The organism is Erwinia sp. MYb375 (genome assembly GCF_037479175.1).
Lineage (GTDB): Bacteria > Pseudomonadota > Gammaproteobacteria > Enterobacterales > Enterobacteriaceae > Erwinia > Erwinia rhapontici.
This window is the reverse complement of sequence record NZ_JBBGZS010000014.1, coordinates 264,874-290,386: the sequence shown is the minus strand read 5'-3', so window position 1 is coordinate 290,386 and position 25,513 is coordinate 264,874. Positions and strand designations below refer to the sequence as shown.

The 25,513-nt window shown below is 57.6% G+C and carries 24 protein-coding genes; 6 read left to right on the top strand and 18 right to left on the bottom strand.

The genetic code is table 11. The features are described 5' to 3' along the window. The first annotated feature begins 2 nt into the window (after positions 1-2). A complete protein-coding gene (locus tag WH279_RS07860; RefSeq protein WP_234472201.1) occupies positions 3-980 on the top strand; it encodes a sugar-binding transcriptional regulator in 978 nt (325 codons plus the stop codon). 393 nt (positions 981-1,373) lie between these two features. Next, positions 1,374-1,883, top strand: a complete 510-nt coding sequence (gene ftnA / locus WH279_RS07855; protein WP_133843710.1) for a non-heme ferritin — start codon at positions 1,374-1,376, stop codon at positions 1,881-1,883. 84 nt (positions 1,884-1,967) lie between these two features. Here ftnA and WH279_RS07850 read toward each other — a convergent pair whose 3' ends face one another. The 3 genes from WH279_RS07850 to WH279_RS07840 form a co-directional block, all read right to left on the bottom strand. Then, the gene (locus WH279_RS07850) at positions 1,968-3,095 is read right to left on the bottom strand and encodes an ABC transporter substrate-binding protein (protein WP_339455637.1); all 1,128 of its coding nucleotides are present in this window, start codon (positions 3,093-3,095) and stop codon (positions 1,968-1,970) included. Positions 3,096-3,199: 104 nt separating this feature from the next. Beyond that, positions 3,200-3,703 carry a GNAT family N-acetyltransferase gene (locus WH279_RS07845; RefSeq protein WP_339455635.1) on the bottom strand — a complete coding sequence of 168 codons (504 nt, stop codon included), beginning with the start codon at positions 3,701-3,703 and terminating at the stop codon, positions 3,200-3,202. 126 nt (positions 3,704-3,829) lie between these two features. Beyond that, positions 3,830-4,744 (bottom strand): LysR family transcriptional regulator, encoded by a 915-nt coding sequence (locus WH279_RS07840; protein WP_339455633.1) that lies wholly within the window; start codon positions 4,742-4,744, stop codon positions 3,830-3,832. 129 nt (positions 4,745-4,873) lie between these two features. Here WH279_RS07840 and WH279_RS07835 point away from each other — a divergent pair, with 129 nt between their 5' ends. The 3 genes from WH279_RS07835 to abgT all read left to right on the top strand — a co-directional run bounded on the left by WH279_RS07835 (position 4,874) and on the right by abgT (position 9,262). Beyond that, complete coding sequence (locus WH279_RS07835; RefSeq protein ID WP_200641105.1) at positions 4,874-6,190, top strand: amidohydrolase; 1,317 nt, start codon at positions 4,874-4,876, stop codon at positions 6,188-6,190. After that, positions 6,190-7,638, top strand: coding sequence for a M20 family metallopeptidase (locus WH279_RS07830; RefSeq protein WP_339455630.1), 1,449 nt, complete (start codon positions 6,190-6,192; stop codon positions 7,636-7,638). The genes WH279_RS07835 and WH279_RS07830 overlap by 1 nt, the downstream gene beginning before the upstream one ends. Before the next feature lie 100 nt (positions 7,639-7,738). Beyond that, positions 7,739-9,262 (top strand): p-aminobenzoyl-glutamate transporter, encoded by a 1,524-nt coding sequence (gene abgT, locus WH279_RS07825; RefSeq protein ID WP_200641103.1) that lies wholly within the window; start codon positions 7,739-7,741, stop codon positions 9,260-9,262. Positions 9,263-9,443: 181 nt separating this feature from the next. Here abgT and WH279_RS07820 read toward each other — a convergent pair whose 3' ends face one another. The 4 genes from WH279_RS07820 to WH279_RS07805 all read right to left on the bottom strand — a co-directional run bounded on the left by WH279_RS07820 (position 9,444) and on the right by WH279_RS07805 (position 14,900). Beyond that, on the bottom strand, positions 9,444-11,183 hold the full coding sequence (locus tag WH279_RS07820) for an ABC transporter permease (protein ID WP_339455628.1): 1,740 nt from the start codon (positions 11,181-11,183) through the stop codon (positions 9,444-9,446). 3 nt (positions 11,184-11,186) lie between these two features. Beyond that, complete coding sequence (locus WH279_RS07815) at positions 11,187-12,164, bottom strand: ABC transporter substrate-binding protein (protein ID WP_339455626.1); 978 nt, start codon at positions 12,162-12,164, stop codon at positions 11,187-11,189. 40 nt (positions 12,165-12,204) lie between these two features. After that, positions 12,205-13,272 (bottom strand): ABC transporter ATP-binding protein, encoded by a 1,068-nt coding sequence (locus WH279_RS07810; RefSeq protein ID WP_339455624.1) that lies wholly within the window; start codon positions 13,270-13,272, stop codon positions 12,205-12,207. 407 nt (positions 13,273-13,679) lie between these two features. After that, positions 13,680-14,900, bottom strand: coding sequence for an oxalate decarboxylase family bicupin (locus WH279_RS07805; protein ID WP_339455622.1), 1,221 nt, complete (start codon positions 14,898-14,900; stop codon positions 13,680-13,682). A 408-nt stretch (positions 14,901-15,308) separates the two neighbouring features. Between WH279_RS07805 and WH279_RS07800 the strand changes: the two genes are divergently transcribed. After that, positions 15,309-16,232: a LysR family transcriptional regulator gene (locus WH279_RS07800; protein ID WP_339455620.1), complete on the top strand. Its 924-nt coding sequence runs from the start codon at positions 15,309-15,311 to the stop codon at positions 16,230-16,232. A gap of 3 nt (positions 16,233-16,235) precedes the next feature. Here the strand turns inward: WH279_RS07800 and mdcH are convergent, their stop codons facing one another. From mdcH to WH279_RS07745, 11 genes are all read right to left on the bottom strand, one after another. Continuing rightward, positions 16,236-17,138 (bottom strand): malonate decarboxylase subunit epsilon, encoded by a 903-nt coding sequence (gene mdcH, locus WH279_RS07795; RefSeq protein ID WP_339455618.1) that lies wholly within the window; start codon positions 17,136-17,138, stop codon positions 16,236-16,238. Then, positions 17,135-17,746: a malonate decarboxylase holo-ACP synthase gene (locus WH279_RS07790; RefSeq protein ID WP_339455616.1), complete on the bottom strand. Its 612-nt coding sequence runs from the start codon at positions 17,744-17,746 to the stop codon at positions 17,135-17,137. Before WH279_RS07790 ends, mdcH begins: the two co-directional genes overlap by 4 nt. Before the next feature lies 1 nt (position 17,747). Then, complete coding sequence (locus WH279_RS07785; protein ID WP_339455614.1) at positions 17,748-18,707, bottom strand: AEC family transporter; 960 nt, start codon at positions 18,705-18,707, stop codon at positions 17,748-17,750. A gap of 120 nt (positions 18,708-18,827) precedes the next feature. Beyond that, the gene (mdcE, locus tag WH279_RS07780) at positions 18,828-19,628 is read right to left on the bottom strand and encodes a biotin-independent malonate decarboxylase subunit gamma (RefSeq protein WP_339455612.1); all 801 of its coding nucleotides are present in this window, start codon (positions 19,626-19,628) and stop codon (positions 18,828-18,830) included. Then, on the bottom strand, positions 19,625-20,461 hold the full coding sequence (locus WH279_RS07775) for a biotin-independent malonate decarboxylase subunit beta (RefSeq protein WP_339455610.1): 837 nt from the start codon (positions 20,459-20,461) through the stop codon (positions 19,625-19,627). The genes mdcE and WH279_RS07775 overlap by 4 nt, the downstream gene beginning before the upstream one ends. Further along, positions 20,454-20,753 (bottom strand): malonate decarboxylase acyl carrier protein, encoded by a 300-nt coding sequence (gene mdcC / locus WH279_RS07770; RefSeq protein WP_227535686.1) that lies wholly within the window; start codon positions 20,751-20,753, stop codon positions 20,454-20,456. Before mdcC ends, WH279_RS07775 begins: the two co-directional genes overlap by 8 nt. Positions 20,754-20,888: 135 nt before the next feature. Then, positions 20,889-21,779, bottom strand: a complete 891-nt coding sequence (locus WH279_RS07765; RefSeq protein WP_339455607.1) for a triphosphoribosyl-dephospho-CoA synthase — start codon at positions 21,777-21,779, stop codon at positions 20,889-20,891. Further along, the gene (gene mdcA, locus WH279_RS07760; RefSeq protein ID WP_445235208.1) at positions 21,779-23,431 is read right to left on the bottom strand and encodes a malonate decarboxylase subunit alpha; all 1,653 of its coding nucleotides are present in this window, start codon (positions 23,429-23,431) and stop codon (positions 21,779-21,781) included. The genes WH279_RS07765 and mdcA overlap by 1 nt, the downstream gene beginning before the upstream one ends. A 397-nt stretch (positions 23,432-23,828) precedes the next feature. After that, positions 23,829-24,254, bottom strand: coding sequence for a hypothetical protein (locus tag WH279_RS07755; RefSeq protein ID WP_339455605.1), 426 nt, complete (start codon positions 24,252-24,254; stop codon positions 23,829-23,831). A 2-nt stretch (positions 24,255-24,256) separates the two neighbouring features. Beyond that, complete coding sequence (locus WH279_RS07750) at positions 24,257-24,880, bottom strand: peptidoglycan recognition protein family protein (protein ID WP_339455603.1); 624 nt, start codon at positions 24,878-24,880, stop codon at positions 24,257-24,259. 23 nt (positions 24,881-24,903) lie between these two features. After that, positions 24,904-25,386 (bottom strand): Hcp family type VI secretion system effector, encoded by a 483-nt coding sequence (locus WH279_RS07745; protein ID WP_200641086.1) that lies wholly within the window; start codon positions 25,384-25,386, stop codon positions 24,904-24,906. Positions 25,387-25,513 lie beyond the last annotated feature (127 nt).

Here is a 25,513-nt window from a genome sequence, read left to right as displayed (position 1 = left end):
CATTGCAGAAAGGAATTACAACCCTGAAAGAGCCACTTTTACAAGATCCCGCCACCACACGGGCCATGATGCATATGGTGGCGAAGCTGCACTATCAGTCCGATATGTCGCAGGTCGATATCGCTAAAAAACTGGGCGTGTCCACCGCCACGATCTCGCGTCTGCTGACTAAAGCGCGCGCAGCGGGGATTGTGCGAATAGAGGTGATTGAGTTGACGTCTCCTGAGGAGATCACCGCGGATTTGATTGCCCGATTGGGATTAAAAACCGCCGCCGTGGTGGAATCCCCGCCCGGCAATGTCCTCAGCGCTCTGAATGCGCCGCTGGCTTCGCTGCTTCAGCAGGCCGATCTGGTCAGTGGTTCGGTGGTGGGCATCGGTTGGGGACGGGCGGTACGTGAAGTGACGCTATCCGGCCTGCCACGCCTGCCGGGAGTGATGACGGTGGCGCTCAATGGCGGGATGCAGCAGGCGGCAGCGCATTTTCAGATTAACGAATTTGTGCGCCAGGCCGCAGAACAGATGGAAGGAACGCCGCATTTCCTGCACGCGCCCTATATCTCATCGTCGGTGCTGCGTGATGCGTTTCTCTGCGATCCGGGCGTGCAACAAATTACCTCGCTGTGGGACAAGCTGGACGTGGCCATCGTGGGCGTCGGCCTGACGCATCATGCGCCCCACCCCAGCGAAACCAGCACTGCCACCCCCGATGAGCAGGCGCTCAGCCATGCAGCGGGCGATGTTCTGCGTCACTACGTGACCGAACAGGGGGAAGTGCTGCACTGGGAGGGTGAACAGCGGATGATTGCGGCGTCACCAGACCAGCTTCGTCAGACACCATTGTGCATCGGCGTGGCGGCCACAGCAGAGAAAGCCGCCGGGATTATTGGTGCCGTGCGTTCCGGCATGATCAACGCGCTGGTGACCGATATTAAAACCGCTCAGGCCATCCTCGACCGTCTGGTCACCGACCCGCAGTAAACCATATTGCCTTTATCCCTGGCGGATAAAGGCAATTCATTCTCTGTAAAAATAACACCTTATAAGAAATAACCCATTACGGATTAATTCTCATTCCGCCATATTGACCTGATTTATAACCTAATAGGAATAGTTATCATAATCATTTAAAAAGCTGAACTGTTTATATTCATCGTGGAATGATTATCACTTACCAATCATACTCTTAGGCGATAAATTTAAATTAGCCTATGCTATATAAAACGGTTTTTATTTTACCAGTCTGCGTGCATAATGCGCAGAAATCACCTGTTTTACTCGTTATACTTCACGTTACAGAAACATTCACTCTGTCCCTGTAACATGAATTATTCAGAGTAATAAATCGCAAAATATAATGTTAAAGGAGTCACCATGCTGACTAATGAAATGACCGCTCAGTTGAACGATCAACTGAATCTGGAATTCTATTCTGCCAACCTGTACCTGCAGATGAGCGCATGGTGCAACGACAAAGGCTTCGAGGGTGCTGCTGCGTTTATGCGTGAGCACTCCACAGAAGAGATGCAGCACATGCAGCGTCTGTTCAACTACCTGAGCGATACGGGCGCGATGCCGGTACTGGGCACCATTGAAGCCCCGCCGGTCACCTTCAACTCCCTGCACGAAGTGCTGGAGCAGGCTTATCAGCACGAGCAGCTGATCACCGCTAAAATCAACGAACTGGCGCACGCAGCCATGACCACCCAGGACTACTCCACCTTTAACTTCCTGCAGTGGTATGTGTCTGAGCAGCACGAAGAAGAGAAGCTGTTCAAATCTGTACTGGATAAACTGGCACTGGTGGGTAACAGCGGTCAGGCACTGTTCTTCGTGGATAAAGATTTGCAGAAACTGAGCGAACCTGGCGCACACCAGGCGTAATGATGACGCTCTTGATGAGTCGCCGGCCGCCAGCGGTTGGCTATTAAAAAAAGCGGACCGTTTTGCGGTCCGCTTTTTTTTGCTTTACGGCGTCGGTTTCAACGTCACCCAGTAACCTGGCTGATAATCAATCGGCAGGAACCGCTGATGGAACTCACGGAACGTGGCGTCCGGGTCGATATCCTTAAACAGCTCCGGATGCAGCCATTTTGCCAGCATCTGAATCGCGACAAACTGATAAGGGCTGTCGTAGAACTGATGCCAGATAGCGTGAGCATTACCGTTGGTGGCCACCGGCAACGTACGGAATGCCGGACGCGCCATCAGGGCGGTTAAACGCTGGGTCGCCAGCGTCATATCCGCACCCGGCCCCACACCTACCCAGCCACCGGCCGTGTTGTAGTTTTTCCAGTTCGCACCGGTCACCACCACCACATCCGGGCGTGAAGCGATAATCTGCTCAGGATTCAGCGTACCGAAGGTGCCTGGGATCAGCCCTTTGGCAATATTCGTTCCCCCTGCCACTTCGACCATACGGCCGAAGTTCTCGTCGCCGAAGGACATGCAGCACTCTTCGGTATAGCCACCGGCACGATCCAGCATCACTTTAGGACGCGGGCCCTGATAGTTTTTCAGGCGTTCGGTGACGATATCGATCTGCTGCTGACGGAAGGCGATGATCTCTTCCGCACGTTCAGGTTTACCGACCAGTTGCCCCATAATGCGGATGCTTTTCACCGCGTTCTCAAACGGCTTTTCGCGGAAATCGATAAACACCACCGGGATGCCCAGCTTGTCGAGTTTTTCCGTCAGTTTAGATTCATCGATGGCGGCTTTCGATTCCAGGTTCATCAATACCAGATCGGGCTTCAGCGTCAGCGCCTGCTCAACGTTAAAGGTGCCATCTTTCGCACCACCAAAGGTCGGCAGTGAAGTAATGGACGGGTATTTTTTGGCGTAGATCTGATAGCTGTCAAAATCGGCTTTCGGCAGATCGTCGCGCCAGCCCACCACGCGCTGGAACGGTGCATCGGTATCAAAGGCCGCCAGCAGGTAGATCTGCCGCCCTTCACCGAGGATCATGCGTTTTACTTCGGATTTGATTTCGACCTTACGGCCGCTGACATCTTCCACCACAAACGGTGCCGCCAGCAGGCTGGCCGACGCGAACAAACCGCCAGCAAAGATCACTGCTTTACCCCAGAACGTCATAGCACTCTCCACAGAGGAAATAATAATTATTCTCAATCTCAATTTTGCTGAGGAATGCTACGACGAGGGCGGGGTTATTACAATATGTGTCAGGAAATTTCGCATCAGGATGAGAAGGTAAAGCGGTAGAACTTCGTATCCACCGTCATCACGGGGAAGTTGACCGGCAGATCCGTCTGAGGAATGTCACTGAAGCCGTTTTTCTCGTAAAAACGGTGCGCAGCAAGGAATTTAGCGGTGGTACCGAGAAAAATATCCGCCACGCCACGATGGCGCGCGTGCATCATCAGCGTATTGAGCAGCGCCGATGCCACGCCCCACTCCCGGCCGCGATACGGGGCGGCAACAAACATCTTACGCAGCGCCGTTTGCTGCTGCCCAATATCCTTCAGGCCAATGCAGCCCACTACGCGATCGCCAATCTGCGCCAGCCAGAAATCGCCGTTGCCCTGCTGGTAAAAATTCCCGATATCGCTGAGATCCGGCTGCTGGGCTGCCGTGATGGCAATGCCAAACTCCTGATTCTGGATCGGCAGGATTAGCTGCACAACGCCAGGCTGGTATTGCGGTCGGTAGCGCTGGATAGTGACAAGCTCGCTGGGCATCATTCGTGGCTCCGCTGGGGTTAAGATCATTCGGCGATGCAGAGTAATCTATCGCTTTTACTAATACGTTGGCGAATGAAAAATCGCCCACATTCAGAGGAAATTTGTCTTCTGCTCTTCCACATCAGGTTAATCCTCCTTGTGGACGTGGCAGCAATGAAGACGGAATAAGCGCGCCAGCTCTGCCCCCATCGGCGTCAGCGTACTGTCCTTCCGCTGAATGAGATAAAACGTGGCATTGGGCAGCACCTCTTTAATATTCAGCGCCACCAGCTGGTTGCCGAGGATCGGGTCGCCGATCACATCACTGGAGAGAATACTGACAAAATCACTCTGTGCGATCAGGCTGGTGCAGGCCATAAAGGTTTCGCAGGTGACGCTGATCGCCGGGGCCATGCCCATATCGTGCAGCAGATCATGCAGCAGGCGATAATAGCTGCCGCGTGGCGTTGGCATCGTCCAGTCGCAATGCTGCAATTCCGCCAGCGACGTCACGTGCTCACACGGATGCCCTTTGCGCACCACGACGCGATATTCGCGCTCCATCAGCCTTTCATAGCTCAGCTCGCTGTCCAGATGACCGGGATAGGATGTGTTGATGGTGAAATCCAGCTCGCCCTGTCGCAACTCAGGGATCATTGAGACCAGTTGCCCTTCCACAATGCGGATTTTCACATTGGGAAACTGGCGACGAAACTGGGTGATCACCTGTGGCATCAGCGTTCGCGCAATGCTGCCGCCCACACCGATGTTCACCGTGCCCCCCGCCAGCCCCAGCCGCTGCTGTATGTCCTCCTGGGCCACGCGCAACTCTTCAAGGACCAGGCTCGCATGTTGAAAAAAGTTATCACCAATCTCGGTGAGCGCCACGCCCTGGCTGCGCCGGATAAACAACCTTGCACCCAGCACCTCCTCCAGCTCCTGAATCGATTTAGTCAGCGCGGGCTGTGACAATCCGGCGGCCCGGCTGGCAGCACGAATGCTGCCGTGACGGGCAACGTCAACAAAAGCGCGTAGCTGGTGTAACTTGATGGAGGCAGGCATAGGTTTTCCTTATGTGATAACCACTGATTATCAGTCACAAGATATTGGCATCTTCTGCCCGTGGATTCCATTGTGTAGAACAGAAAGTAATAACACTGAAATCATGATGCCCAATCAGAAGGATGACCCATGCACCAGGCTATTGCTGACTTTGTGAAAGAGATTGCACCCCGTCTAGAGGCTCGGCGGCGTGACCTGCATAAATTTGCCGAATCCGGCTGGCTGGAGTTCCGCACCGCCACCCTCGTGGCTGCCGAACTCCATCGACTTGGCTATCAGCTCCAGCTGGGTAAAGAGGTGGTGAAAGCCGAAGCGCGCATGGGCCTGCCTGCGCCGGAGGTACTGGCGCAACACGAACAGCGCGCACGGGAACAGGGGGCGCTGCCGGAGTGGCTGCCGCACTTCTCCGGCGGTTTCTGCGCGATTGTCGCCACGCTGGCGACTGGCCGCCCCGGCCCGGTGATGGCGTTCCGCGTGGATATGGATGCGCTGGACGTGATTGAAAACCAGACGGCGGAGCATCGCCCGCACGCCGAGGGCTTTGGCTCCGTCAATGCGGGCATGATGCACGCCTGCGGCCACGACGGCCACACCACCATCGGCCTTGGCCTGGCACAGGTCCTGAAGCAGTTCGAAGCCGAACTGAGCGGCACCATCAAGCTGATTTTCCAGCCAGCAGAGGAAGGCACTCGCGGCGCAAAATCGATGGTCGAAGCGGGTGTAGTCGATGACGTCGACTTCTTTACCGCCATCCATATCGGCACCGGCGTTCCAGCGGGTGAACTGGTGTGCGGCAGCGATAACTTTATGGCCACCACCAAGCTCGACGTCAGCTTCCGTGGCAATGCTGCCCATGCGGGTGCTCGCCCCGAAGAGGGCAGCAACGCGCTGCTGGCCGCCGCGCAGGCCACGCTGGGATTGCACACCCTGACCCAGCACAGCGGCGGCAGCGCCCGTGTCAACGTTGGCGTCTTGCAGGCAGGTACCGGGCGTAATGTCGTCGCTGACCGTGCAATGATGAAAGTGGAAACCCGTGGCGCAACCAATGAAATCAACGATTTTATCTACCAGCGTGCGCTACAAACCCTGAAAGGGGCGGCAGAGATGTACGGCGTGGAGCATCAGGTCACGCTGATGGGCGCGGCGCGCAGCAGTCAGCCCACCGCCCCGTGGGTGCGTTACATTCGCCACCAGGCAAGGCATATTCCCGAACTGACCTCACGGGTTGACAAGCGCGGTGTGGCGGCCGGATCGGAAGATGCCACCTACATGATGGAGCGGGTCAAGCAGCACGGCGGGCAGGCTTCCTACATCATTTTCGGCACCGAACTGAGCGCCGGGCACCACAACGAAAAATTCGACTTCAATGAGCAGGTGATGGCGGTGGCGGTGAAAACCCTCGCGGCGATTGCACTCAATATTGCTGAATTCGAAGTGGAGGCGTGATGAACCAGGCAATGAATGACTTTGTGGCGCACTACATCGACCAGCACCAGGCGCGATTCAGCGCATTAAGCGATGCCATTTGGGACCAGCCAGAAACGCGCTTTACCGAAACCTTTGCCGCCGGACTGCTCTCCGGGGTGCTGGAGCAGGAAGGTTTTAGCATTGAACAGGCGGCGGGTGGCATTGAAACTGCGTTTATCGCCAGCTACGGGAACGGTCAGCCGGTGATTGCCCTGCTGGGCGAGTATGACGCGCTGGCCGGGCTGAGCCAGCTGGCGGGATGCAGCACACGCACGCCGCTGGTCACGGACGGCAACGGCCACGGCTGCGGCCACAATCTGTTGGGCACCGCCGCGCTGGCGGCGGCCTGTGCGGTCAAGGCCTGGCTGCAACAGAACAGCGCAACGGGCACGATCCGCTTTTACGGCTGCCCCGGCGAAGAGGGTGGCTCCGGTAAAACCTTTATGGTGCGTGAAGGGCTGTTCGACGATGTCGATGCCGCGCTGACCTGGCACCCTGAGGGTTTCAGCGGCATGTTTAATACCGCTACCCTCGCCAACATCCAGGCGGCGTTTCACTTCAGTGGCGTCGCCTCTCATGCGGCCAATGCACCGCACCTCGGACGCAGCGCGCTGGATGCTGTCACATTGATGAATACCGGCGCTAACTTCCTGCGCGAACACATTATTCCTGAAGCGCGGCTGCACTATGCGGTGACCAACAGCGGCGGCAGTTCCCCCAATGTGGTGCAGGCGGAGGCAGAAGTACTGTATCTGGTGCGCGCACCGCAGCTTGACCAGCTGGAGGATATTTACCAGCGGGTCACCGATATCGCTCGTGGCGCCGCGCTGATGACCGGGACGCAGATGAGTGTGCGCTTTGAAAAAGCCTGTTCCAACTATCAGCCCAACCGGGTGCTGGAACAGCTGATGTATCGCCAGCTCACGCATTTTGGATTGCCCGATTATACCGACGAAGAACGCCAGTTTGCCGCCGATATTCGCCAGACGCTGAACGCCGACGATTTGCGTAACGCCCGGCTGAACGCTGCGCGTACAGGGGGGATTGCGGGCCACGCCTGGGTAGAGGAGCTGGGCGATCGCGTGCTGATGGAGAGCGTTGCTCCGTACTGCGCCAGTGAAGAGGTGCTGTACGGCTCAACCGATGTGGGTGATGTCAGTTGGGTGGCACCGACCGCACAGTGCTTTACCCCCTGTTTTGCCTTCGGCACGGCACTGCACAGCTGGCAGTTAGTGGCCCAGGGCCGCACCCCGATTGCTCATAAAGGCATGTGTCTTGCAGGTAAAACCCTGGCGGCAACCGCGCTGGCATTATTCAGCGATGCGGATGTCCTGGATAAGGCCCAGCAGGAGTTCCGTCAGCAGCGGGCCAGACAGCCTTACCACTGCCCCATTCCGGCAGGCGTTAAACCAACGCCGCTGGCGTAACGATATTCGACGTTCCCGGAGGCCTGGCTCGATCCCGGCCCCGTTAAAAAAATAACACGCAAACACCATCATAACGACGACAAGGCAATAGGGTTAATCAATGAGCGAAACAACAGCGGCCAACAAAAGCCCGGGAAAGATTTTTTACTGGATTGAACGCATCGGCAACAAGATACCTAATCCGTTTCTGTTATTTGTTTATCTGATCGCTGTACTGATGATATCGACCGCGCTGCTCTCCTGGTTCGGCGTGGCGGTGAAAAACCCGGCCAGCGGTAAAATGGTCGAGGTCAAAAACCTGCTGAGCGTGGCGGGGATCCAGTGGATCCTGCCGAATATCATCAAAAACTTCAGCGGCTTTGCCCCGCTGGGCTCGATCCTCGCGCTGATGATCGGTGCCGGACTGGCCGAGAAAACCGGGCTGTTGCAGGCACTGATGAATAAGATGGCCTCGTTTGTCAGCGCCCGCTACGCCAGTTATATGGTGCTGTTTATCGCCTTTTTCAGTCATATTTCGTCGGATGCCGCACTGGTGGTGATGCCGCCACTGGGTGCCCTGATGTTTATTGCCGTTGGTCGTCATCCGGTCGCCGGGCTGCTTGCCGCGATTGCCGGGGTGGCTTCCGGCTTTACCGCCAACCTGCTGATTGTGACCACCGATGTGCTGCTCTCGGGCATCAGCAGTGAGGCGGCCAAAGCGGTGAGCGATACCGTACACGTTAGCGTCATCGATAACTGGTTCTTTATGGCCAGCTCGGTGATCGTGCTGACCTTCGCGGGCGGGCTGCTGACGGATAAGTTTGTTGAACCCCGCCTGCCTGCCTGGCAGGGCAACAGCGAAGAGAAGCTCGCCAGCCTGACACCGTTACAGAACCGTGGCCTGCTGATGAGTGCGCTGGCGGCAGTGGTATTTATCGGTCTGGTGGCGCTGATGGTGGTACCTGAAGGGGCGATGCTGCGCAATCCGGCCAGCGGCGCGATCATCCCTTCGCCGTTTATTCAGGGCATTGTGCCGTTGATTATTCTGTTCTTCTTTGTGGTGGCGATCACTTACGGCGTGGCGACAAAGCAGATCGCCCGCCCGGATGATGTGCCTGCCCTGCTGATTGAACCGATGAAAAGCATGGCCGGATTTATCGTGATGGTGTTCCCGCTCGCCCAGTTTGTTGCGATGTTTAACTGGAGCAATATGGGCACGTTTATGGCGGTGGGGCTGACGGATGTGCTGGAGCAAATGTCCATGACCGGCGCACCGGCGTTTATCGGGCTGATGTTCCTGTCGGCATTTCTTTGCATGTTTATCGCCAGTGGGTCAGCTATCTGGTCGATCCTGGCACCGATTTTCGTGCCGATGTTTATGCTGCTGGGCTTCCACCCGGCTTTCGCACAGATGATTTTCCGCATCGCTGACTCTGCTGTGTTGCCGCTGTCGCCAATGTCACCGTTCCTGCCGCTATTCCTTGGCTTCCTGCAACGCTACCGTAAAGACGCGCAGCTCGGGACCTATTACACGCTGATTATGCCGTATCCGCTGGTGTTTTTTGCCGTGTGGATTGCGCTGCTGCTGGTGTGGTATGCGCTGGGGCTGCCGATTGGGCCGGGGGTATATCCGGTGTTGCCGTAGGAGGTGATCCGAAAGGCCAGGGTTTTAAGGTCAAGGTCTTCAGGTCAAGGTCTTCAGGTCAAGATCAAGGTCAAGGGCGTTTCGCTTTCCCGCTTCGCGGGCTGAGCGACAAGGGGCGGCCAGTCGCCGCCGCCCCTTGACCTTGACCTGCCGTTGACCGTAAACGCCATTAGATAACGGTTTAAACCTGCCATGGCAGCACACCCCGATGACGTCGTGCCAGCCATGACGCCAGCAGCATCAGCCCCACCACCAGCAGGATCATCAGACAGCCAACCGCGGCGGCCAGCGTTGAGGAGCCGCCCTCATCGAGGAAGACAATCGTCGGTCCAAGGGTCTGCGTTGCGGAGGTCACCAACAGAATCGATACCTGAATTTCGTTCAGCGCAGTCAGGAACACCAGAATCGCCCCGGCAATCGCCGAAGGCGCCACCAGCGGCAGCACAATGTCACGCATGCGCCGCAGAAACCCCGCTCCCGCCAGCTGTGCGGCTTCATCCAGCGAACGCTCGATGCGGGCAAAACCGGCCAGCGTTGGCCGCAGCACCAGCGCCAGGAAGTTGGAAAGATAGGCCGCGAGAATAATCCACACCGTGCCGTACAGGCTGACATTCACCAGCGGCAACGGTTTCAGGAAGAACAGCAGCGCGGCAATCCCGGTCACCACACCAGGCAAGGCGTAAGCCAGTTCGCTGGAAAGATGCAGCACCCGCACCAGGCGACTGCGGTGCCAGCTGAGGAAACAGGCCATAAACAGCGCCATCACCGTGAGGATTGCCACCGCCAGCAGCGTCAGCCCCAGGCTGGTGAGAAAAGCATGACGCACCGCCGGGTAGTCAAACAACGCATTGCGGTAGTTAAGCAGCGTCAGTGATTGCAGGTTCAGTGACTGACCAAAACCCTGCGTCAGCGAGGTGGTCAGCAGCGCCGAGAGCGGCAGCAGCAGGATCAGCACCATCAGCAACCAGACCGTACACTCCACTGGCAGACGCCAGCGCCCAAGGGACTGGTTGAACGGCTGCGTGCTGCCATTCACGCGCACATCGCGTCGCCCGCCCAGCAGATTACTGACCAGCATACCGCCCAGGGTGATTGCCGCCAGCAGCAGCGAGAGCACCGCCATATCAGGCAGTGCGCCCGGTCCGGTGGTATTAAGCTGCTGATAAACCAGCGTGATCAACGTGGGCACCCGGCCAGGAATACCGAGCATGGCCTGAATACCAAAATTGCCGGCCGCCGCCACAAACGACAGCGCCGCTCCGGCAAAGATCGCCGGACGCGCCAGCGGCAGGACCACCGTCAGCAGGACGTGCAGCGGCGATGCGCCGGTAATGCGAGCCGCCTCCACCAGTTCGGCGGGCAGGCGTTGCAGCCCGGCGCGCACCGCCAGAAATACCAGTGGCGCATTGTGCAGGCCGAGCAGCAGAATAATACCGCCCAGCGAATAGAGCGGCGGTGGCCCGCCGCTGTCAAACGGCAGCCCAACTGCCACCAGCGCCTGCATCACCAGGCTGGACGGTGACAGCGCCTGTACCCAGGCCAGCGCCGTGACCTGCGGGGGGATCATCAGCGGCAGGATAAACGCAAAGACCCATGCCGCTTTCGCACGCATATTACTCAGCGCCACCAGCCAGGCAGCCAGCGTCCCCAGCAACAGCGCCAGTGCCGTCGAGGCCAGCGCAATCAGCAGCGTGTTGCCTGTGGCACGCAGCACGCGCGGGGTGGCCAGCAGCTCAAACAGACGCTGACTGTCCGGCACACCCTGCGGCGCCACGGCGGCCCAAACCAGCCGCGCCAGCGGGGCCACCGACAGCAGGCCAATCATCAGCGCCAGCAGCCACAGCACCCCGTGCTCGCTGCCGGGCAAACGAAACCTGCGCTGCCCCGGCAGGCTGCGCGTCAGAGAAGGCAGCACGCTCATCCTTTAGCCACCAAAGATTTCAGTGAATTTATCCCGCACCTGCTTATCGTCGGCCACCGCTTTATCGGTATCCAGCGTCAGCAGTTTGATGCTCTCCATCGGCGCAAAGCCTTCCGGCGCAGCCACACGTTTGTCGACAGGACGGTTCCCCTGGGTCGCGACTAACTGCTGACCTTTCTCCGACAGCATAAAGCTGACGAAAGCTTTGGCAGCGGCCACGTTATGCGCCCCTTTAAGGATCGCCACCGGCTCTGTCACATAGGACACGCCTTCCTGCGGATAGACCAGGTCCACCGGGGATCCCTGCTTCTTAGCACGGATAATATCGGCATCGGTGATCACGCCATATTTCGCCATGCCGCTGGCCACCGCTTTCAGCGCCGGGCCGTTGCCACCTTCCGGGGTCACGCCGTTCGCGGCCAGTTTCTGATAAAAATCCCAGCCAATCGTCGGCGTATTGATCACCGTGTGCAGATGATAGAGCGCCGCACCGGAGTAAAGCGGGCTTGGCACCGCCACCTGCCCCCGGTTATCTGCCGCCGTCAACGCCATCCAGCTGTTTACCGGTTTGGCCTTTTGGGTGTTATAGCCAATCACCGTGGCGATGATTTTGGTGCCAAACCAGGTCTTATCTTTGTCATAGAAATCAGGGCTGATGTTGCTGACCGGCGCCTCCGGCCAGGCCATCAGTTTGCCCTCTTTCTTCAGCGCGCCGAGGTTAATGGCATCTGCCACCAGCAGCACGTCGGCTTTCACCTCACCGCTCATCATTTCGGTCCGCAGCACGTTCATCAATTGCGTGGTGCCGTTACGCGTCCAGGACACGTCGATGCCGGGGTTCGCCGCTTTAAAGGCATCCATCGTTTGCTGGGCAATTTCCGGTGCCTGCGAGGTATATACCACCAGTTTGCCATCGGCAGCCATGGCGGACAGTGAAGAGAAACCCACCAGCAGCGCCAGATTTTTTATCGTTTTACGCATATCCCTGAAGTCCTTTAAATGATGGTACATGAGAGAAAAATTAAGCAGGAATAACCCAGCCATCAATGATCGACAGCTTCAGGCGCTCACCCGTCTGCCACAGTGGCTCATCGGTGAGCATCAGCGTCAGGCGGTTTTCCGGATCAGCCTCCGGCGCAATCTCCAGCTGGCGGTAACCGCCACGGTAAATCACCCGTTGGATGGTGCCCCAGAAGCCCGGCTGTTCTTCCGTTGCCAGGCGTAAATCGGCTGCATGCAGACAGATTTTCCCGACAGGCAGTACGGCCTGCTGTGGGCTGGCGCGCAGGGAGATACGCTGTCCGTACAGCGTGACCCAGGCGCTGCCGTGCCCGTCCGGTTCGATATCGCTGACCGTGACCACGCGGCCATCGTCAATAAAGCGCGCCACCATTTCACAGGCGGGCTGGCGGTAAAGGGTTTGCGGGCTGGCGAACTGCATCACCTGCCCGGCGTGCATCACCACAATGCGGTCGGCCAGCGCCATCGCTTCGTGCTGGTCGTGAGTGATATACACCAGCGTGGCGCCAGAGTGCTGGTGAAAGCGGGTGAATTCCTCTTCCATGGTGGCGCGCAGATGGACATCAAGGTTGGCCAGAGGCTCGTCGAGCAATACCACCTGAGGACGCGTCACCAGACAGCGGGCCAGTGCCACGCGCTGCCGCTGGCCGCCAGAGAGATCGGCCGGCTTGCGTTCGGCCATTCCTTCCAGCCCGACCTGTAACAGAGCCGCCGCCACCCGCTGCTGACGCAGCTCGCGTGCCATTCCTTTCACTTTCAGACCGTATTCCACGTTTTCCGCCACTGACATATGCGGCCACAGCGCGTAGTTCTGAAAGACAATGCTCAGATCGCGCTGTTCCGGCGGCAGATGCTGCCCCGGCGCGCTGTAACAGCGTTCACCTATGCTGATCGTTCCCGCATCCGGGGTTTCAAAACCGGCCAGCGTACGCAACAGAGTGGTCTTACCGCAGCCGGAAGGGCCGAGTACCGCAATAAATTCACCGTGTTCAATATGGAGTGACACATCGCGCAGCACCGGCTGCGAACCAAAGGATTTACACAGGTTATCGATCAGGATCGCAGACATAAATGCAGTTCAGCTCCGTCAGTCACAGTAACGCGTTAAAACATACTGAGCGTAGATGACAGGGAGGTGACAGTGCGATAGCGAACGACAGTGGCGTTGCGGGCCAGGACGGGTCAGGCGTGCCTGACCCCTACGGAATGCTATGGGTTGTCGGAATGGGCCGGGCGTGCCTGACCCCTACGGAATGCTATGGGTTGTCGGAATGGGCCGGGCGTGCCTGACCCCTACGAAATGCTGCGGGTTGTTGGGACGGGCCGGACGTGCCTGACCCCTACGGAATGCTGCGGGTTGTCGGGACGGGCCGGGCGTGCCTGACCCCTACGGAATGCTGCGGGTTGTTGGGACGGGCCGGACGGGCCTGCCCCCGCCGTAGGGGCGGGGCATGCCCCGCCCGAAGCGATTCAGGGTTATTTAACGATCGGGGTTTTGGTTTTATTCAGGGCCTTCATAAAGGCATCATCAAGGTGCAGGTGCTGTTTCACCAGCGCCGGAGGGGTCAGTGCCAGCCACTGATTAAGCGACAGATCCGCATAATAATCGCTTTTAAACAGCTCTAAAAAACGCAGCGGTTTATCACCGGTGTTCTCAATGTAGTGGCCCATGGCAAACGGTACATAGCCGACATCACCGGCGCGAAAATCAAAGGTTCGCGCCTCACCCGAGGAAGCAAACACGCCCATGCGACCTTCCCCTTCCAGATAGTACTGCCACTCATCGTTATTCGGATGCCAGTGCAGCTCACGCATCGCTCCCGGCTGTAACTCCACCAGCGCGGCGGCGACGGTTTTCGAGATTGTAAAGTTGGAGGAGTCGGTAATGCGCACCGTTCCGCCTTTCAGCGTCATCGGCGTTTGCGCCATCATACGATGGCTAAACTTCAGCGTAGAACGTTTCGCGCCGGCAATGGCATCGGCACTGAGGGGCCCCGGCACCTGACCGGCAAAAATATACTCGTCTGACGGTGACGGCAGCGAGCTGAAGGTGCTGGCAGGCACACCGAAGTTTTTCGCCAGCACGTCCGGGGGAATATGTTTGAACCAGTCACTGAGTAAGAACGTGCTGTCTTCATCGAAGTTGCCATCGTCGAAGGCCAGCAAAAACTCGCAGCCATCCGGCCCCAACCCCTGAATCGAGTGCGGCATACCTGACGGGAAATACCATAAATCGCCCACGCCGACATCATCCACAAACCAGCCGCCGTCGGTATCCAGCGCGGTAATGCGCGCATTGCCATACAGCATATAGGCCCATTCGCCCTCTTTATGCCAGTGCAACTCACGGATACCCCCGCTGTTCAGGCGCATATCCACGCCAGCAATGGTGGTCGAGATCCCCAGCTCACGCTGAGTCACCTGGCGAGTCCATCCGCCACTGCCTTTGCGCACATGCGCATCACTGAAGGAGAAACGCAAATTCGGTAAGGTGCCGCTATCGGTCTCCGGGGGGTTTACAATATCAGGGTTTTCCCCCTCACGGATCAGGTCTCGCGGGCCGGGATCGGTGCCGCCCATTTTTCCATTCCAGGGCTGGGCAGCGGGCTGTTCGTGAGCATGAACCTTACCGGCCGCCAGCGCTACGGTACCACCGGCGGCAAAAGCCATAAAACTGCGACGTGAAAGAGGATTCATCCTTTGATTTCCTTATGTCAGTCAAAATAAACATTATTGACGGCGCACAGGCACCGACAGTGAATAAGACTATGCGATATTTTTTCCCCTGCCAGTCAGATAATTGGCGCTAAACTCAGTGAAATGTAAGCAAGGATCCATCAGCAAATTTCATCGCATAACAGTGAATAAAACCGGTAACACGGATGATTGACGACTAATTTGTCGCTGATGACTTTTCTGTTTAGGCCTGGTCCACCAAAAGCACAAAACAGCGGTCTGCCATGAATGTTATTTATCGACGGCTTTGCGTGCGGAGAAACACCTGGTTACAGGTAATAGCGCATGATTGCGTTAAGCAACGCAGGCTGTAACAGCCTAGAATAAAGCCTGTTTCCACACTTTCCTGCCACCTGAGTACAGGCTGCCATGAACATTGATTCAGACATCACTTTTCGTAAACTGGAAATTTTCATCGCCTTTATGAACCGGGGTAATCTGGCGCGTACCGCTGATGCACTGGGTATCAGCAGCGTCAGCGTTCATCGGGCGCTGCACAGCCTGGAAGAGAGCGTGCGCTGCCCGCTGTTTATTCACAAAGGCCGCAGCCTGGTCCCGCTGCCTGCCGCACATACGCTGTGGGAGTACAGTCAGGAAGCGCTGGATATGATGTCGCGCGGCGTGGAAGAAACAAGGAAAACGGCGGGCATGGGCCAGGGACATATGCGTCTGGGAACACTCTACTCCCTGACGCTGGAAACCATTCCGCAGCTGATTATGGGGATGAAACTGCGTCGCCCCGATCTGGAACTGGAACTGACTATGGGTTCAAACCAGACGCTCACCACACGCCTTTCAGAAGGCTCGCTGGATGCTATTCTGATCGCCATCGCCCCCGGTGAACTGGACTACAATCGCTTCGAATGTCTGCCGTTGTTTGATGATGATATCTTCCTTGCCGCGCCTTCTACTTCGGGGCTGGACACCCGATTCCCGGCGGACCTGCGCGATTTTCGTCAGCAAAAATTTGTCTCACTGGCGGAAGGCTTCGCCACCTGGCAGGGCTTCCAGGAAGCGTTTCATGTTGCCGGGTATGCGCCAAATATTGTCACCCGGGTAAATGATATTTTCTCGATGCTGAGCCTGGTACAGGCGGGGGTCGGTTTTACACTGCTGCCGGGCAGGATGAAGCGGGTGTATGAGAACTCGGTGCAGTTGCTCAGGCTGGCCGAGCCGTATCAGATGCGCCAGAAGATCGGGATTGTCTTTGAGCGTAACCGCGAGCATGACCCAAACCTGCTGGCGCTGGTGGCCGAAGGCCGCATGTACAGCCGCCAACGCAGCACACCGTGACGACTACGTCAGACGTTCCGCGAGGCGCTTAGCCAGCAGCTCACCGCTCTGTTCCAGTGCGATCGCTTCCCCTGCGCTGCCGCAAAATGCGTTGCGCGCAAGGCCGGTCAGCACCGACCCCGGCGGCATTTCAATCGCCAGCCCCACATCCCGTTCGCGGGCCGCCACCATCGCCTCATGCCAGCGCACCGTACGCGACATATTTTTCGCCAGATCGTCAGCAATCTGCTCCGGCTGCCACAGCACACGTGCCGTGCTGCCACTGAGATACGCACAGTGTGGGCGCGTCAGTGACACCGCCTGAAATGCCATCGCCAGTTTCATAGCCGGTTCGGCCAGCAGCGCGCAGTGAGAAGGCACACTCACTGCCAGCCGATGAACTTTCTGCGCCCCAGCGTGACGTGCGCGGGTGGCGACGGCGCTCATCGCGGCGTCACTGCCGGCAATCACCAGTTGCTGCGGCGCATTGATGTTAGCCAGCCAGCAGTCGTTGCCCAGCAGCGGTGTCAGCTGTGATACCTCCAGCCCGATAATCGCCGTCAAGCCGTAGCCTTGCGGATAAGCTTCCTCCATTAGCGTACCGCGCAGCGCAACCAGCCGTAAGGCATCATCAAACGCCAGCGCCCCGGCCACCACCGCCGCCGGAAAAGCACCAATCGACAGGCCGCAGGTGATATCCGGCACAATGCCCTGCCGCTGGAGTTCACGCGCATGCGCCACGCCGGTAATCAGCAGACAGAGCTGTACCGCCCGGGTATGTTGCAGCGCGCTGGCCTGATCCAACTGGCGAGCATCCTCCGCCAGCACCTCACTGGCCTCATCAAGTAACGCCTGTCCGTTGGGGAGCTGTTGCAGCATTCCGGGGCGCTGTGGCCCCTGACCTGGAAAAGAGAACAGTATTTTCATGGTATGACACTCCACGGCTGGGTGGTGATGCGCGGGCCTGCGTTGGTTTTCAACAGCACGCGCCCGTCACGCAGCCATTCACTTAAGGCAAAGGCGCCTTGTGGCACTTCCACCTGTGTATCCACACGACAAGGCAGTTGGCTGACAAACTGCTGCCAGCGTTCCAGCTCCTGCTGCGCCACGGGTTCCGGGCAGCGGATCAGCAGGTCGAGATCGCTGTCGTTATGCAGTACCGGGACTTCTGTTGCCAGCGCATAACCCACGCTGCCGGTAACGCCCCACGCCCATGTCCAGCGCTGCTGCGCCAGTTGAATAGCCGCCTGTACCGGCGGCTGGGAAACAAAAGGAGAAGCCAGCAGATGCTCCGCCACACTGAGTGCCTCCGGCGACAGCGTGCGGACCACATGCTCTGCGGCCACCCAGCCTGCGGCACGCTGCTCACGCCGCAGGCCACGCACCCCAACCGGAATACGCCCATCCTGATCATGGTCACGACGTACCACCAGCGGCAAGGCTCGCCGCCACTGGCTGGCAACCCAGTCGGGCAGATCGCCCTCCATCGCGTCAGCAGTGCGGATCCAGATCAAATCATGTGGCGTCAAGGTCATGTTACATCCCGGATGTCAGGGTGATAAACAGCGGTAACGTGATGATACACAATAGCGAACTGATCAGCAGTGTCGCTTCCGCATCCGGCGACTGCACGCCAAAACGGTTGCCGAACACCACGCCAAAGAAACCGGCTGACAATGCCACCATCAGGATCGCCGTGATCGCCACCTGTCCGCTAAGCCCCAGGGCCAGCACCAGTCCCCAGGCAATAAAAGGCTGAATAAGCATGGTGGTAATACTCGACACCACCACCACGCCGTTGATCTTCAGCTGACGCGCCGACAGGATCACCCCGGTCAGGAACAGTGCGCCCGCCGTGGCCGACAGTCCGAGCGGTTTGATTGCCGCCAGCACCAGCTCCGGCATCTTCACACCCAGCCCGGATAACACCACACCGAGCAGCGGCCCCCAGACAATCGGCTTGGTCACCGAACGCCACATCAGCACCGGCAACATGCCGATGCCGGTGCTGCCCGCATCACCCGCTGCACGTGCTTTTTCGCGCTCCAGCGTCAGCAGGCAGAACGGCGTCATTAGCACGGAACCGCAGGCGATCGACACCGCGACCGACAGCGATGTCGACGCACCTTCTCCCAGCACGCTACCGAGGATCGGCAAGCCCAGGGCCGCATAGTTCGGCAACGCCACGGTCAGCGTCAGTACCGCCGCATCCTGCGGTGATTTTTTAAACACCCGGGTACTGAGAAAGTAGATCGCCGCATAGACAATCCACATCGCCAGCACCAATACCAGAATCAGCGGCGACTGCTGGATAATACCGGCCCACGGCGTCTGCACGGTGGCACTGAACAAGGCCGCAGGCAGGGCAAAATCCATCACAAAGATATTCAGTAATGAGACATTTTTATTATCCACCATCCCGGCTTTGCCGGCATAAAAGCCCAGTAGCATAATGATAAAGATGGGGGCAAGAGCATGAACGATCACGTAAGTCATAACATCACCTGTTAGTTGAAGTAAGCACAGGCGCGATGATGATTATTATGTTCAGACTACCGGGTATCTGTCTGATATCCGGCAGCCTCGCAGGTTGTCTTATCGATTTCGCAACGGGCCTTACCAGAGTTGACGCATCCGTTCTCTGACGGTGTGTGAACTGCGACGGTTCTCTGCTTTCAGTCGGCACTGCAACCCAGGCTCATGGCGTGCGGCGGTGATAGCCGCCGCCAGCGCCAGTTGCACCTGTGACACGTCGGCGGCATCGGGTGCATCAGGCTGACGAATATCCAGCAGCGCTTCCAGCAAGCCCAGACTGTGGTAATTTTTGATGTCGTAAGCCATCGGCGGGATGGTCTGCGCCAGTTTTTCCAGCGCCTCGACGCTGCGCAGCGTAATGCGTGCCGCCGCCGCTTTGCCCATCGCATGAATCAGCACGCCGCTGTCGTTAAAGGCAATCAGCCGGTTGGCCTGGTAGCCGTGTGCCAGGAAAGCCCCGGACATCGCTTTGCCGACTATCAGCCCAATCACCACATGCCCCGCCAGTCGCGCTTCAGCGTAAGCCCCGGCGGCAGCGGCCAGCGCCTGATGAATTCCAAAAGCCTCTTCACGCCGACCGTAGGCCTGGCTGGCAACATCAATCACCGCGATAATCGGCCGCTTGTCGTCTTTTTTGGCATCCTGCGCCACGGTTTCGCTGACCACTTTCGCCAGTGTCCAGCCCTCTAACAGTCCAACTTCACCCTGTCTGGCGCGGGGATAGTGGTTATCGGCGTCCGGCACCACGGCAATAAAACGCACGGCTTCCCCGTTTACGTGACCGTCAGCAACCTGCACCGACGGGCATAACCCCGGTAAACGGGCCGCTCCGGCACTGAGTTGCTGTAGCCAGATTTCACCGCGTCCTGTTGGCTGTTTCATTTGTGATCCTCCCCACTGAATAGCTGTGTAATCTGTTGCGCATCGGCCTGCTGGCGGGTATCGAACTGCGCCAGACGCGGCAGATAGTGCTGATAACGCTGTGAACGATGTAGCGCCGGAACGCCCTTCGCCAGCGCCGTACGCATTGCCTGCTGTACGACATGCTGACCGTCGGCGACAATCGCATCCACCAGGCCGCTGCGGGCGCGCACTTCTCCTCCGGTCATGCTCCAGATAAATGGCCTGTCGCGAGAGTCGTACTCATCAATGCCCGCTTCCTGTTCAATCACCTGCGGACCATTCAGACCCAGCCTGGCCTCGCGGGTCACTATCAGATAGCTGCACAGCCCGGCGGCGATCGACATCCCGCCAAAGCACCCCACTGTGCCCGCGATAATGCCGACCACCGGGGTGTAGCGCCGCAGGTCGACAATGGCGGCGTGGATATCCGCAATCGCTGCCAGACCGAGATTGGCTTCCTGTAGCCGTACGCCGCCGGTTTCCAGGCAAAGCACCGCGCGCGTAGCGATACCCTTGCGGTTATCCTCCGCGGCCAGTTCGAGTGCAGCCGCCATTTTCGCCCCGGAGACTTCGCCCATGCTGCCCCCCTGGAATGCCCCTTCAATGGCAATCACCACGGCGGGCTGACCATCGATGGTGCCTTTTGCCACCACCATGCCGTCATCAGACTGCGGCACAACGCCCTGAGCACCCAGCCACGGCGACATAATGCCGTCGAACGGGTCGAGCAGCTCGCGGAAGCTACCGTCATCCAGCAGCAGACGTGCACGCTCACGCGCTTTCAGTTCGATAAAGCTGCTGTCGTTACGCATCGGCTACCTCCTCAAACACCTGTTCAATGCGAATGCGGGCCACGCCGGGGGTGGCACCAAAATCATGAATGGTCATCTGCCCGGCAGGTAGTGAGCCAAAACTGCTGATACGTTCAAACAGCGCCTGCCAGCGCGGGCTGCTGTTATCGACTGAGGTGGTGATGGCCACGCTCAGGACATGGCTGCTGTTCGCTGTGAACAGCACTTCCATATCGCCGGACCCGACAACACCCGCCAGCGCCTTACCGCTGAGGTGGCGTGAAGCCGGAAAAGACAAGGTTATCTGTTGCATAAGATCCTCTTAAAATTGATTGCTCGTCTGCGGGGATGAGCGATTGTTGCGGGCGGGGGGGGGGGCCCCCCCCCTACGAACATCGGGTTGCCACACATCGCCAGGACGACCGTTTGTTGCGGGCGGGGCATGCCCCTACGCCCATCCTTTTGTAGGGGTCGGGCATGCCCGACCCGCGCAATGGACATGGTCCAGAAAAATCGTTGCAGACAGCAGGTCAGCGGCACCGCCGGGAGAGGCATTCAGCGCCAGCATTACTGCATCCAGTCGCTGAAGTGCCTGCTGCCCGGCAGGTTGCTGCACCCCGCCTGCCACCAGTACCGCCCGCGCCCCTTGCTGCATTGCTTCCAGCCCTGGTATTCCGGCACGTGACAGCACGCAGGTATCGCTGAGCGAGGTCATGATCGCCATCAGCGCATCCAGCCGGGCGGCGTTGCTGTCCGCTCCCTGCTGGCGGCTTTGCCAGAGCTGCGGCAAGGCCAGATTCATCACATGGGGAAACCCCTGCTGAGCCTCTTCCCGTGCGCCCGGCAGACGATAACGTGCACGGGCGCGCTGACCGTTGCTGAACTGCTTCGGCGCGGCGTCATCCGGCAATTGCGCCAGGCGTGCGGCCAGGCGGGTAATCTGCGCCGGGTTGCCGCGTCCTCCGCACATGGCCGCCGCAGAGACCAGCAACCCCAGGGCCCAGATAGCACCGCGATGGGTATTCACTCCGCCCGTCACCTGCATCATCACCGCTTCGCCTTCACGTCCCAGTCGGCCCGCCAGCTGGCGCAGAGCGATATCCGCCGGACGCTGCCAGCTCTGTCGCGCCATCTCGCGGAACATTGGCGTCAGGCTGTGAGCGGAACGCTCCATCAGCGCCAGCGTCAGGTCGTGATGCGCCCCGCTACCCCGGCGATCCACCAACCCGGGTTTCGGCGTCAGGTTGGCTTCTATGACCAGGCAACGTGTTGCCAGCGCGGCCAGGCGCTGTGCATGGCGTTCCGCTGAACTCGCAGCCCACTGCCGTTGCAGATTCATTACCAGCTCCTGAATTTGGCCGGAGGCTGATATAACCCACCGGACCATTCGACCAGGTCAGCCACACTGCCTGCCGCCAGCAGGGAACGGGTGGCATCGGTACGGCGAATGCCAAGATCTTCCGGGAAGGCCACTTTCCCTTCGCGCCGCAACTGCTGCACCCGCTTCGCATCCACGCCCAGACCGATATCGGTGATCCCGGCGACCGATGCCACCATCGCCCGCCGTTCTTCCAGCGACTGCGCACGATAGAGGTAAGCAATTCCCTCTTCGGTCAGTACGTGGGTGACGTCATCGCCGTAGATCATCACCGGGGCCAGCGGCATACCGGACGCTTTAGCCACCTCGACCGCCTCCAGTTTTTCAACAAAGGTCGGTTTCGCGCCGGCCTGGAAGGTTTCCACCATCTGTACCACCAGCTTGCGGCCACGTGCCATCGGGTCTGGTTCGTTGATCATGGCCAGCCAGGCCGGGGTGGCATGGCGGCGACCGTGTGGGTCGTGGCCCATATTGGGCGCGCCGCCAAAACCTGACAGGCGGCCACGGGTCACGGTGGAGGAGTTCGCATCGCCGTCGATTTGTAAGGTGGAGCCGATAAACATATCGGCGGCATACTGGCCCGCCATCTGGCAGAAGGCGCGGTTAGATCGCATGGAACCGTCAGCCCCGGTGAAGAACACGTCCGGGCGCGCTGCAACGTATTTTTCCATCCCCAGTTCACCGCCGAAGCAGTGCACGCTTTCCACCCAGCCGCTTTCAATCGCCGGGATTAAGGTTGGGTGCGGGTTCAGGGTCCAGTGGCGGCAGATTTTGCCTTTCAGACCCAGCTGTTCGCCGTAAGTGGGTAACAGCAGCTCGATGGCCGCGGTGTTAAACCCGATGCCGTGGTTGAGCGACTGCACTTTGTGCTCGGCATAGATGCCCTTGATCGCCAGCATCGCCATCAGCACATGCTCCTGTTTGATCAGGCGCGGATCGCGGGTGAACAATGGCTCGATAAAGAAGGGTTTATCTGCCACCACCACAAAGTCGATCCACGAACCGGGGATATCCACACGCGGCAGGTCGCTTTCGTCATCCACCAGTTCATTCACCTGGGCAATGACGATGCCATCGTGGAATGCCGCCGCTTCGACCAGCGCCGGGGTGTCTTCCGTGCTGGCACCGGTGTAGAGATTGCCTTTACGATCGGCTTTAAAACCCGCGACCAGCGCCACATTAGGGATCAGGTCAACATACAGCCGCGAATAGAGTTCGATGTAGGTGTGAATCGCGCCGATTTCCAGCAGACCATCCTCCAGCAGCTGCGAAATACGCAGGCTCTGGGTGCCGGAAAATGAGAAATCGAGTTTGCGGGCAATGCCTTTTTCGAAGATATCAAGATGTTCGCTACGGCCGACGCTCGGCATGATCATATGCAGATCGTGCAGTTTTTTCGGGTTGACCTGCGCCAGCGATCGGGACAGAAAATCGGCCTGTTTCTGGTTGTTACCCTCCATAACGACGCGGTCGCCAGGGACAATCAGTTTTTCCAGCATGGCGATCAAATCATCGGTAGGGAGAACTTTATGGGTGAGCCCGAGGCTGGCAATACGGCGCTGTTTTTCGCGGCGGCGCGTATCCCAGATACGGGGGGATGGTTGGGTAAGCATGATGTAACCTCCTGTGAGCGCATCCTGCAGGGATGCTTCAGTCTGGTTACCGAGTCTGCACGCCGGGGCGCAGTCAAACAATTACGCCCAGTGCTATAACCATTACGCCAGGCGTAACGGTTTTTAAAATAGTAATTAAATCAGATGTGTAATGATTTTAAATCGGGATCGTGGTCACAATGCTATCGCGCTAAATGCACAAAGGCGGGCAGATAATGGCAGAAGCCCGTGTGCTTGTAGTGCGGTGACAGGGCTGAGGCCGGGGTGAGCACGCCGGATCGGCAAAAGACGCACCCATGCGGGCCTCGTCACGCAGCGTCCTGGCGCGTGCCGTCCGGCTTACCTCACCCGGCCCCATCCCCGCACAAACGGTGCCCGTATTAGAAAAGGGGGTTAATTAGCATATAGGATCGTTTCGTAAGCCGTAGGTGCAGGCATAAGGATCGGTCCATTGGTTGTCTTTATGGAAGAAGACGGATGATTTCCCATTCTCAAAAACAACAATCCCTAAACCGCTGGATTGTACTGTCCATCGACCTGAAGTGCCGTCTTTAAATTTGACGCTACCTATCGCCAGGCATGGTGAGTAATATTCATGAAGTAGATTTCCACTTTCTTCCGATTCTTTAGAAAGATTGAAATATCGGGTCATTTGTTTTTTTGTCGGCCTGAAGACTTTGCAGGCTCTTTCTTCATCCTTATCATTCCGTTGGTCAGAGTACAACCCGATACCTTTAACCTCGAGGTGGCTGACAACTCTTGCCTGCGCATGAACTGAAACGACAATGAAAATGCAGAAAATAGCCGTGAAGATACTTGTCATTTTTACCATTTCGCTGTGCTGGCCTCAGTTGAGTTTTTCCTACCAATATCCGGATGGCGATGTATTTCATTCATTGAGACTTTTAACGTACTGACAAGCTCTTTAACTAACCAATTCAGAGAATCGTTCTGCTGCTCATTGACCTCTTCATAAACGAATTCTGTTTTCCCAGTTTTAGGATTTTCTACTCTTTCCGCCTTGCCCACTATTTCTATCCCAATACTGTCGACATTACTGGGGAATCGATCCGGGTAATTTTTCACTTTTTCAATCTGATGCACCTTATCGTAATTTCTCCATGACTTTTCCAGATCGGCCACTTTTTGGAAATCAGCAGGTTCGCACTTTTTCGTCAGATAGCAGCGGGATTGAAGCCTTCCCACATGCCAGGTGACTTTAAACAATGAGGCGGTCTGATAGATGGTGCCATCTCTGTCAATCAGAAAGTGAGCGCCAGCGGCGCGTTTGTTTTGATAGCTATGAAAGGTGCTGCTCGCTGTAGAGGCATTGGTCTGATGCACGACAATGCCATTCACCGCATCCATTTTTTCATGCTCGATATTATTGAATATTTTGATCTTAATGCGGTCGGCATAAATATGACCATTTTCATTAACGTATAGCATTGGTTTCCCTCCCTTGAGGCGATTTAGATCACCGTATTGGCTTTGATGTCGTACCCCATTGAAACGGTTCCCGCCGTTTTCCCCTCGGCATTTTGCAGCACGTAATCCATCTTCACCCGCGAGAACGCGATGGCGACCTTTTCGAGTGGTGCGGGCATGTTGTCATAGCAGATCAACGCCACCCGGGTAATGATGACCTCTTGCAGGGTGATGATCTGATATTCCAGCGGCGATCCGCCCGCTTTGCGCACGGTCAGCACCGCTTCGGGGATCGGTTTACCGCTAAGGGAATGCTGGAGAAGATTGGGGCTGGATTTATCAATAAAGTGATCGAAGTACAGATCGCCGACGGTGGATTTCCCCGCGCCACCACCGCTTCCTGAGTGCATATTGGATGGCTGGCGGGCAGCCCACGTCCAGCGCAGAACGTCAATTTCGCCTTTATGTGCAAAATCCTGGGATTCGCCCTCAATACCGGTAAATCTGATGAAAATATCCTGAGCCATATCTCTTCCTTGTTGATGAATAAAATCATAAAACGGATGGCTGTTTATTTAAACGGAATCTGTTAGTGGATTGATTAATAGATTTAATCTGTTAAGGACAGGGAAAGGTAAAGCCAATGGTGGTGAA

Bases quoted from the DNA above. Each gene is read 5' to 3' on its own strand.
- WH279_RS07815 (WP_339455626.1), bottom strand. From the start codon at position 12,164: ATGCGTAAAACGATAAAAAATCTGGCGCTGCTGGTGGGTTTCTCTTCA.
- WH279_RS07840 (WP_339455633.1), bottom strand. From the start codon at position 4,744: ATGCCTGCCTCCATCAAGTTACACCAGCTACGCGCTTTTGTTGACGTT.
- WH279_RS07755 (WP_339455605.1), bottom strand. From the start codon at position 24,254: ATGACAAGTATCTTCACGGCTATTTTCTGCATTTTCATTGTCGTTTCA.
- WH279_RS07790 (WP_339455616.1), bottom strand. From the start codon at position 17,746: ATGACCTTGACGCCACATGATTTGATCTGGATCCGCACTGCTGACGCG.
- abgT (WP_200641103.1), top strand. From the start codon at position 7,739: ATGAGCGAAACAACAGCGGCCAACAAAAGCCCGGGAAAGATTTTTTAC.
- WH279_RS07805 (WP_339455622.1), bottom strand. From the start codon at position 14,900: ATGAATCCTCTTTCACGTCGCAGTTTTATGGCTTTTGCCGCCGGTGGT.
- mdcC (WP_227535686.1), bottom strand. From the start codon at position 20,753: ATGCAACAGATAACCTTGTCTTTTCCGGCTTCACGCCACCTCAGCGGT.
- WH279_RS07835 (WP_200641105.1), top strand. From the start codon at position 4,874: ATGCACCAGGCTATTGCTGACTTTGTGAAAGAGATTGCACCCCGTCTA.
- mdcH (WP_339455618.1), bottom strand. From the start codon at position 17,138: ATGAAAATACTGTTCTCTTTTCCAGGTCAGGGGCCACAGCGCCCCGGA.
- WH279_RS07800 (WP_339455620.1), top strand. From the start codon at position 15,309: ATGAACATTGATTCAGACATCACTTTTCGTAAACTGGAAATTTTCATC.
- mdcE (WP_339455612.1), bottom strand. From the start codon at position 19,628: ATGAAACAGCCAACAGGACGCGGTGAAATCTGGCTACAGCAACTCAGT.
- WH279_RS07850 (WP_339455637.1), bottom strand. From the start codon at position 3,095: ATGACGTTCTGGGGTAAAGCAGTGATCTTTGCTGGCGGTTTGTTCGCG.
- WH279_RS07765 (WP_339455607.1), bottom strand. From the start codon at position 21,779: ATGAATCTGCAACGGCAGTGGGCTGCGAGTTCAGCGGAACGCCATGCA.
- WH279_RS07810 (WP_339455624.1), bottom strand. From the start codon at position 13,272: ATGTCTGCGATCCTGATCGATAACCTGTGTAAATCCTTTGGTTCGCAG.
- mdcA (WP_445235208.1), bottom strand. From the start codon at position 23,431: ATGCTTACCCAACCATCCCCCCGTATCTGGGATACGCGCCGCCGCGAA.
- WH279_RS07820 (WP_339455628.1), bottom strand. From the start codon at position 11,183: ATGAGCGTGCTGCCTTCTCTGACGCGCAGCCTGCCGGGGCAGCGCAGG.
- WH279_RS07775 (WP_339455610.1), bottom strand. From the start codon at position 20,461: ATGCGTAACGACAGCAGCTTTATCGAACTGAAAGCGCGTGAGCGTGCA.
- WH279_RS07785 (WP_339455614.1), bottom strand. From the start codon at position 18,707: ATGACTTACGTGATCGTTCATGCTCTTGCCCCCATCTTTATCATTATG.
- ftnA (WP_133843710.1), top strand. From the start codon at position 1,374: ATGCTGACTAATGAAATGACCGCTCAGTTGAACGATCAACTGAATCTG.
- WH279_RS07750 (WP_339455603.1), bottom strand. From the start codon at position 24,880: ATGCTATACGTTAATGAAAATGGTCATATTTATGCCGACCGCATTAAG.
- WH279_RS07830 (WP_339455630.1), top strand. From the start codon at position 6,190: ATGAACCAGGCAATGAATGACTTTGTGGCGCACTACATCGACCAGCAC.
- WH279_RS07745 (WP_200641086.1), bottom strand. From the start codon at position 25,386: ATGGCTCAGGATATTTTCATCAGATTTACCGGTATTGAGGGCGAATCC.
- WH279_RS07845 (WP_339455635.1), bottom strand. From the start codon at position 3,703: ATGATGCCCAGCGAGCTTGTCACTATCCAGCGCTACCGACCGCAATAC.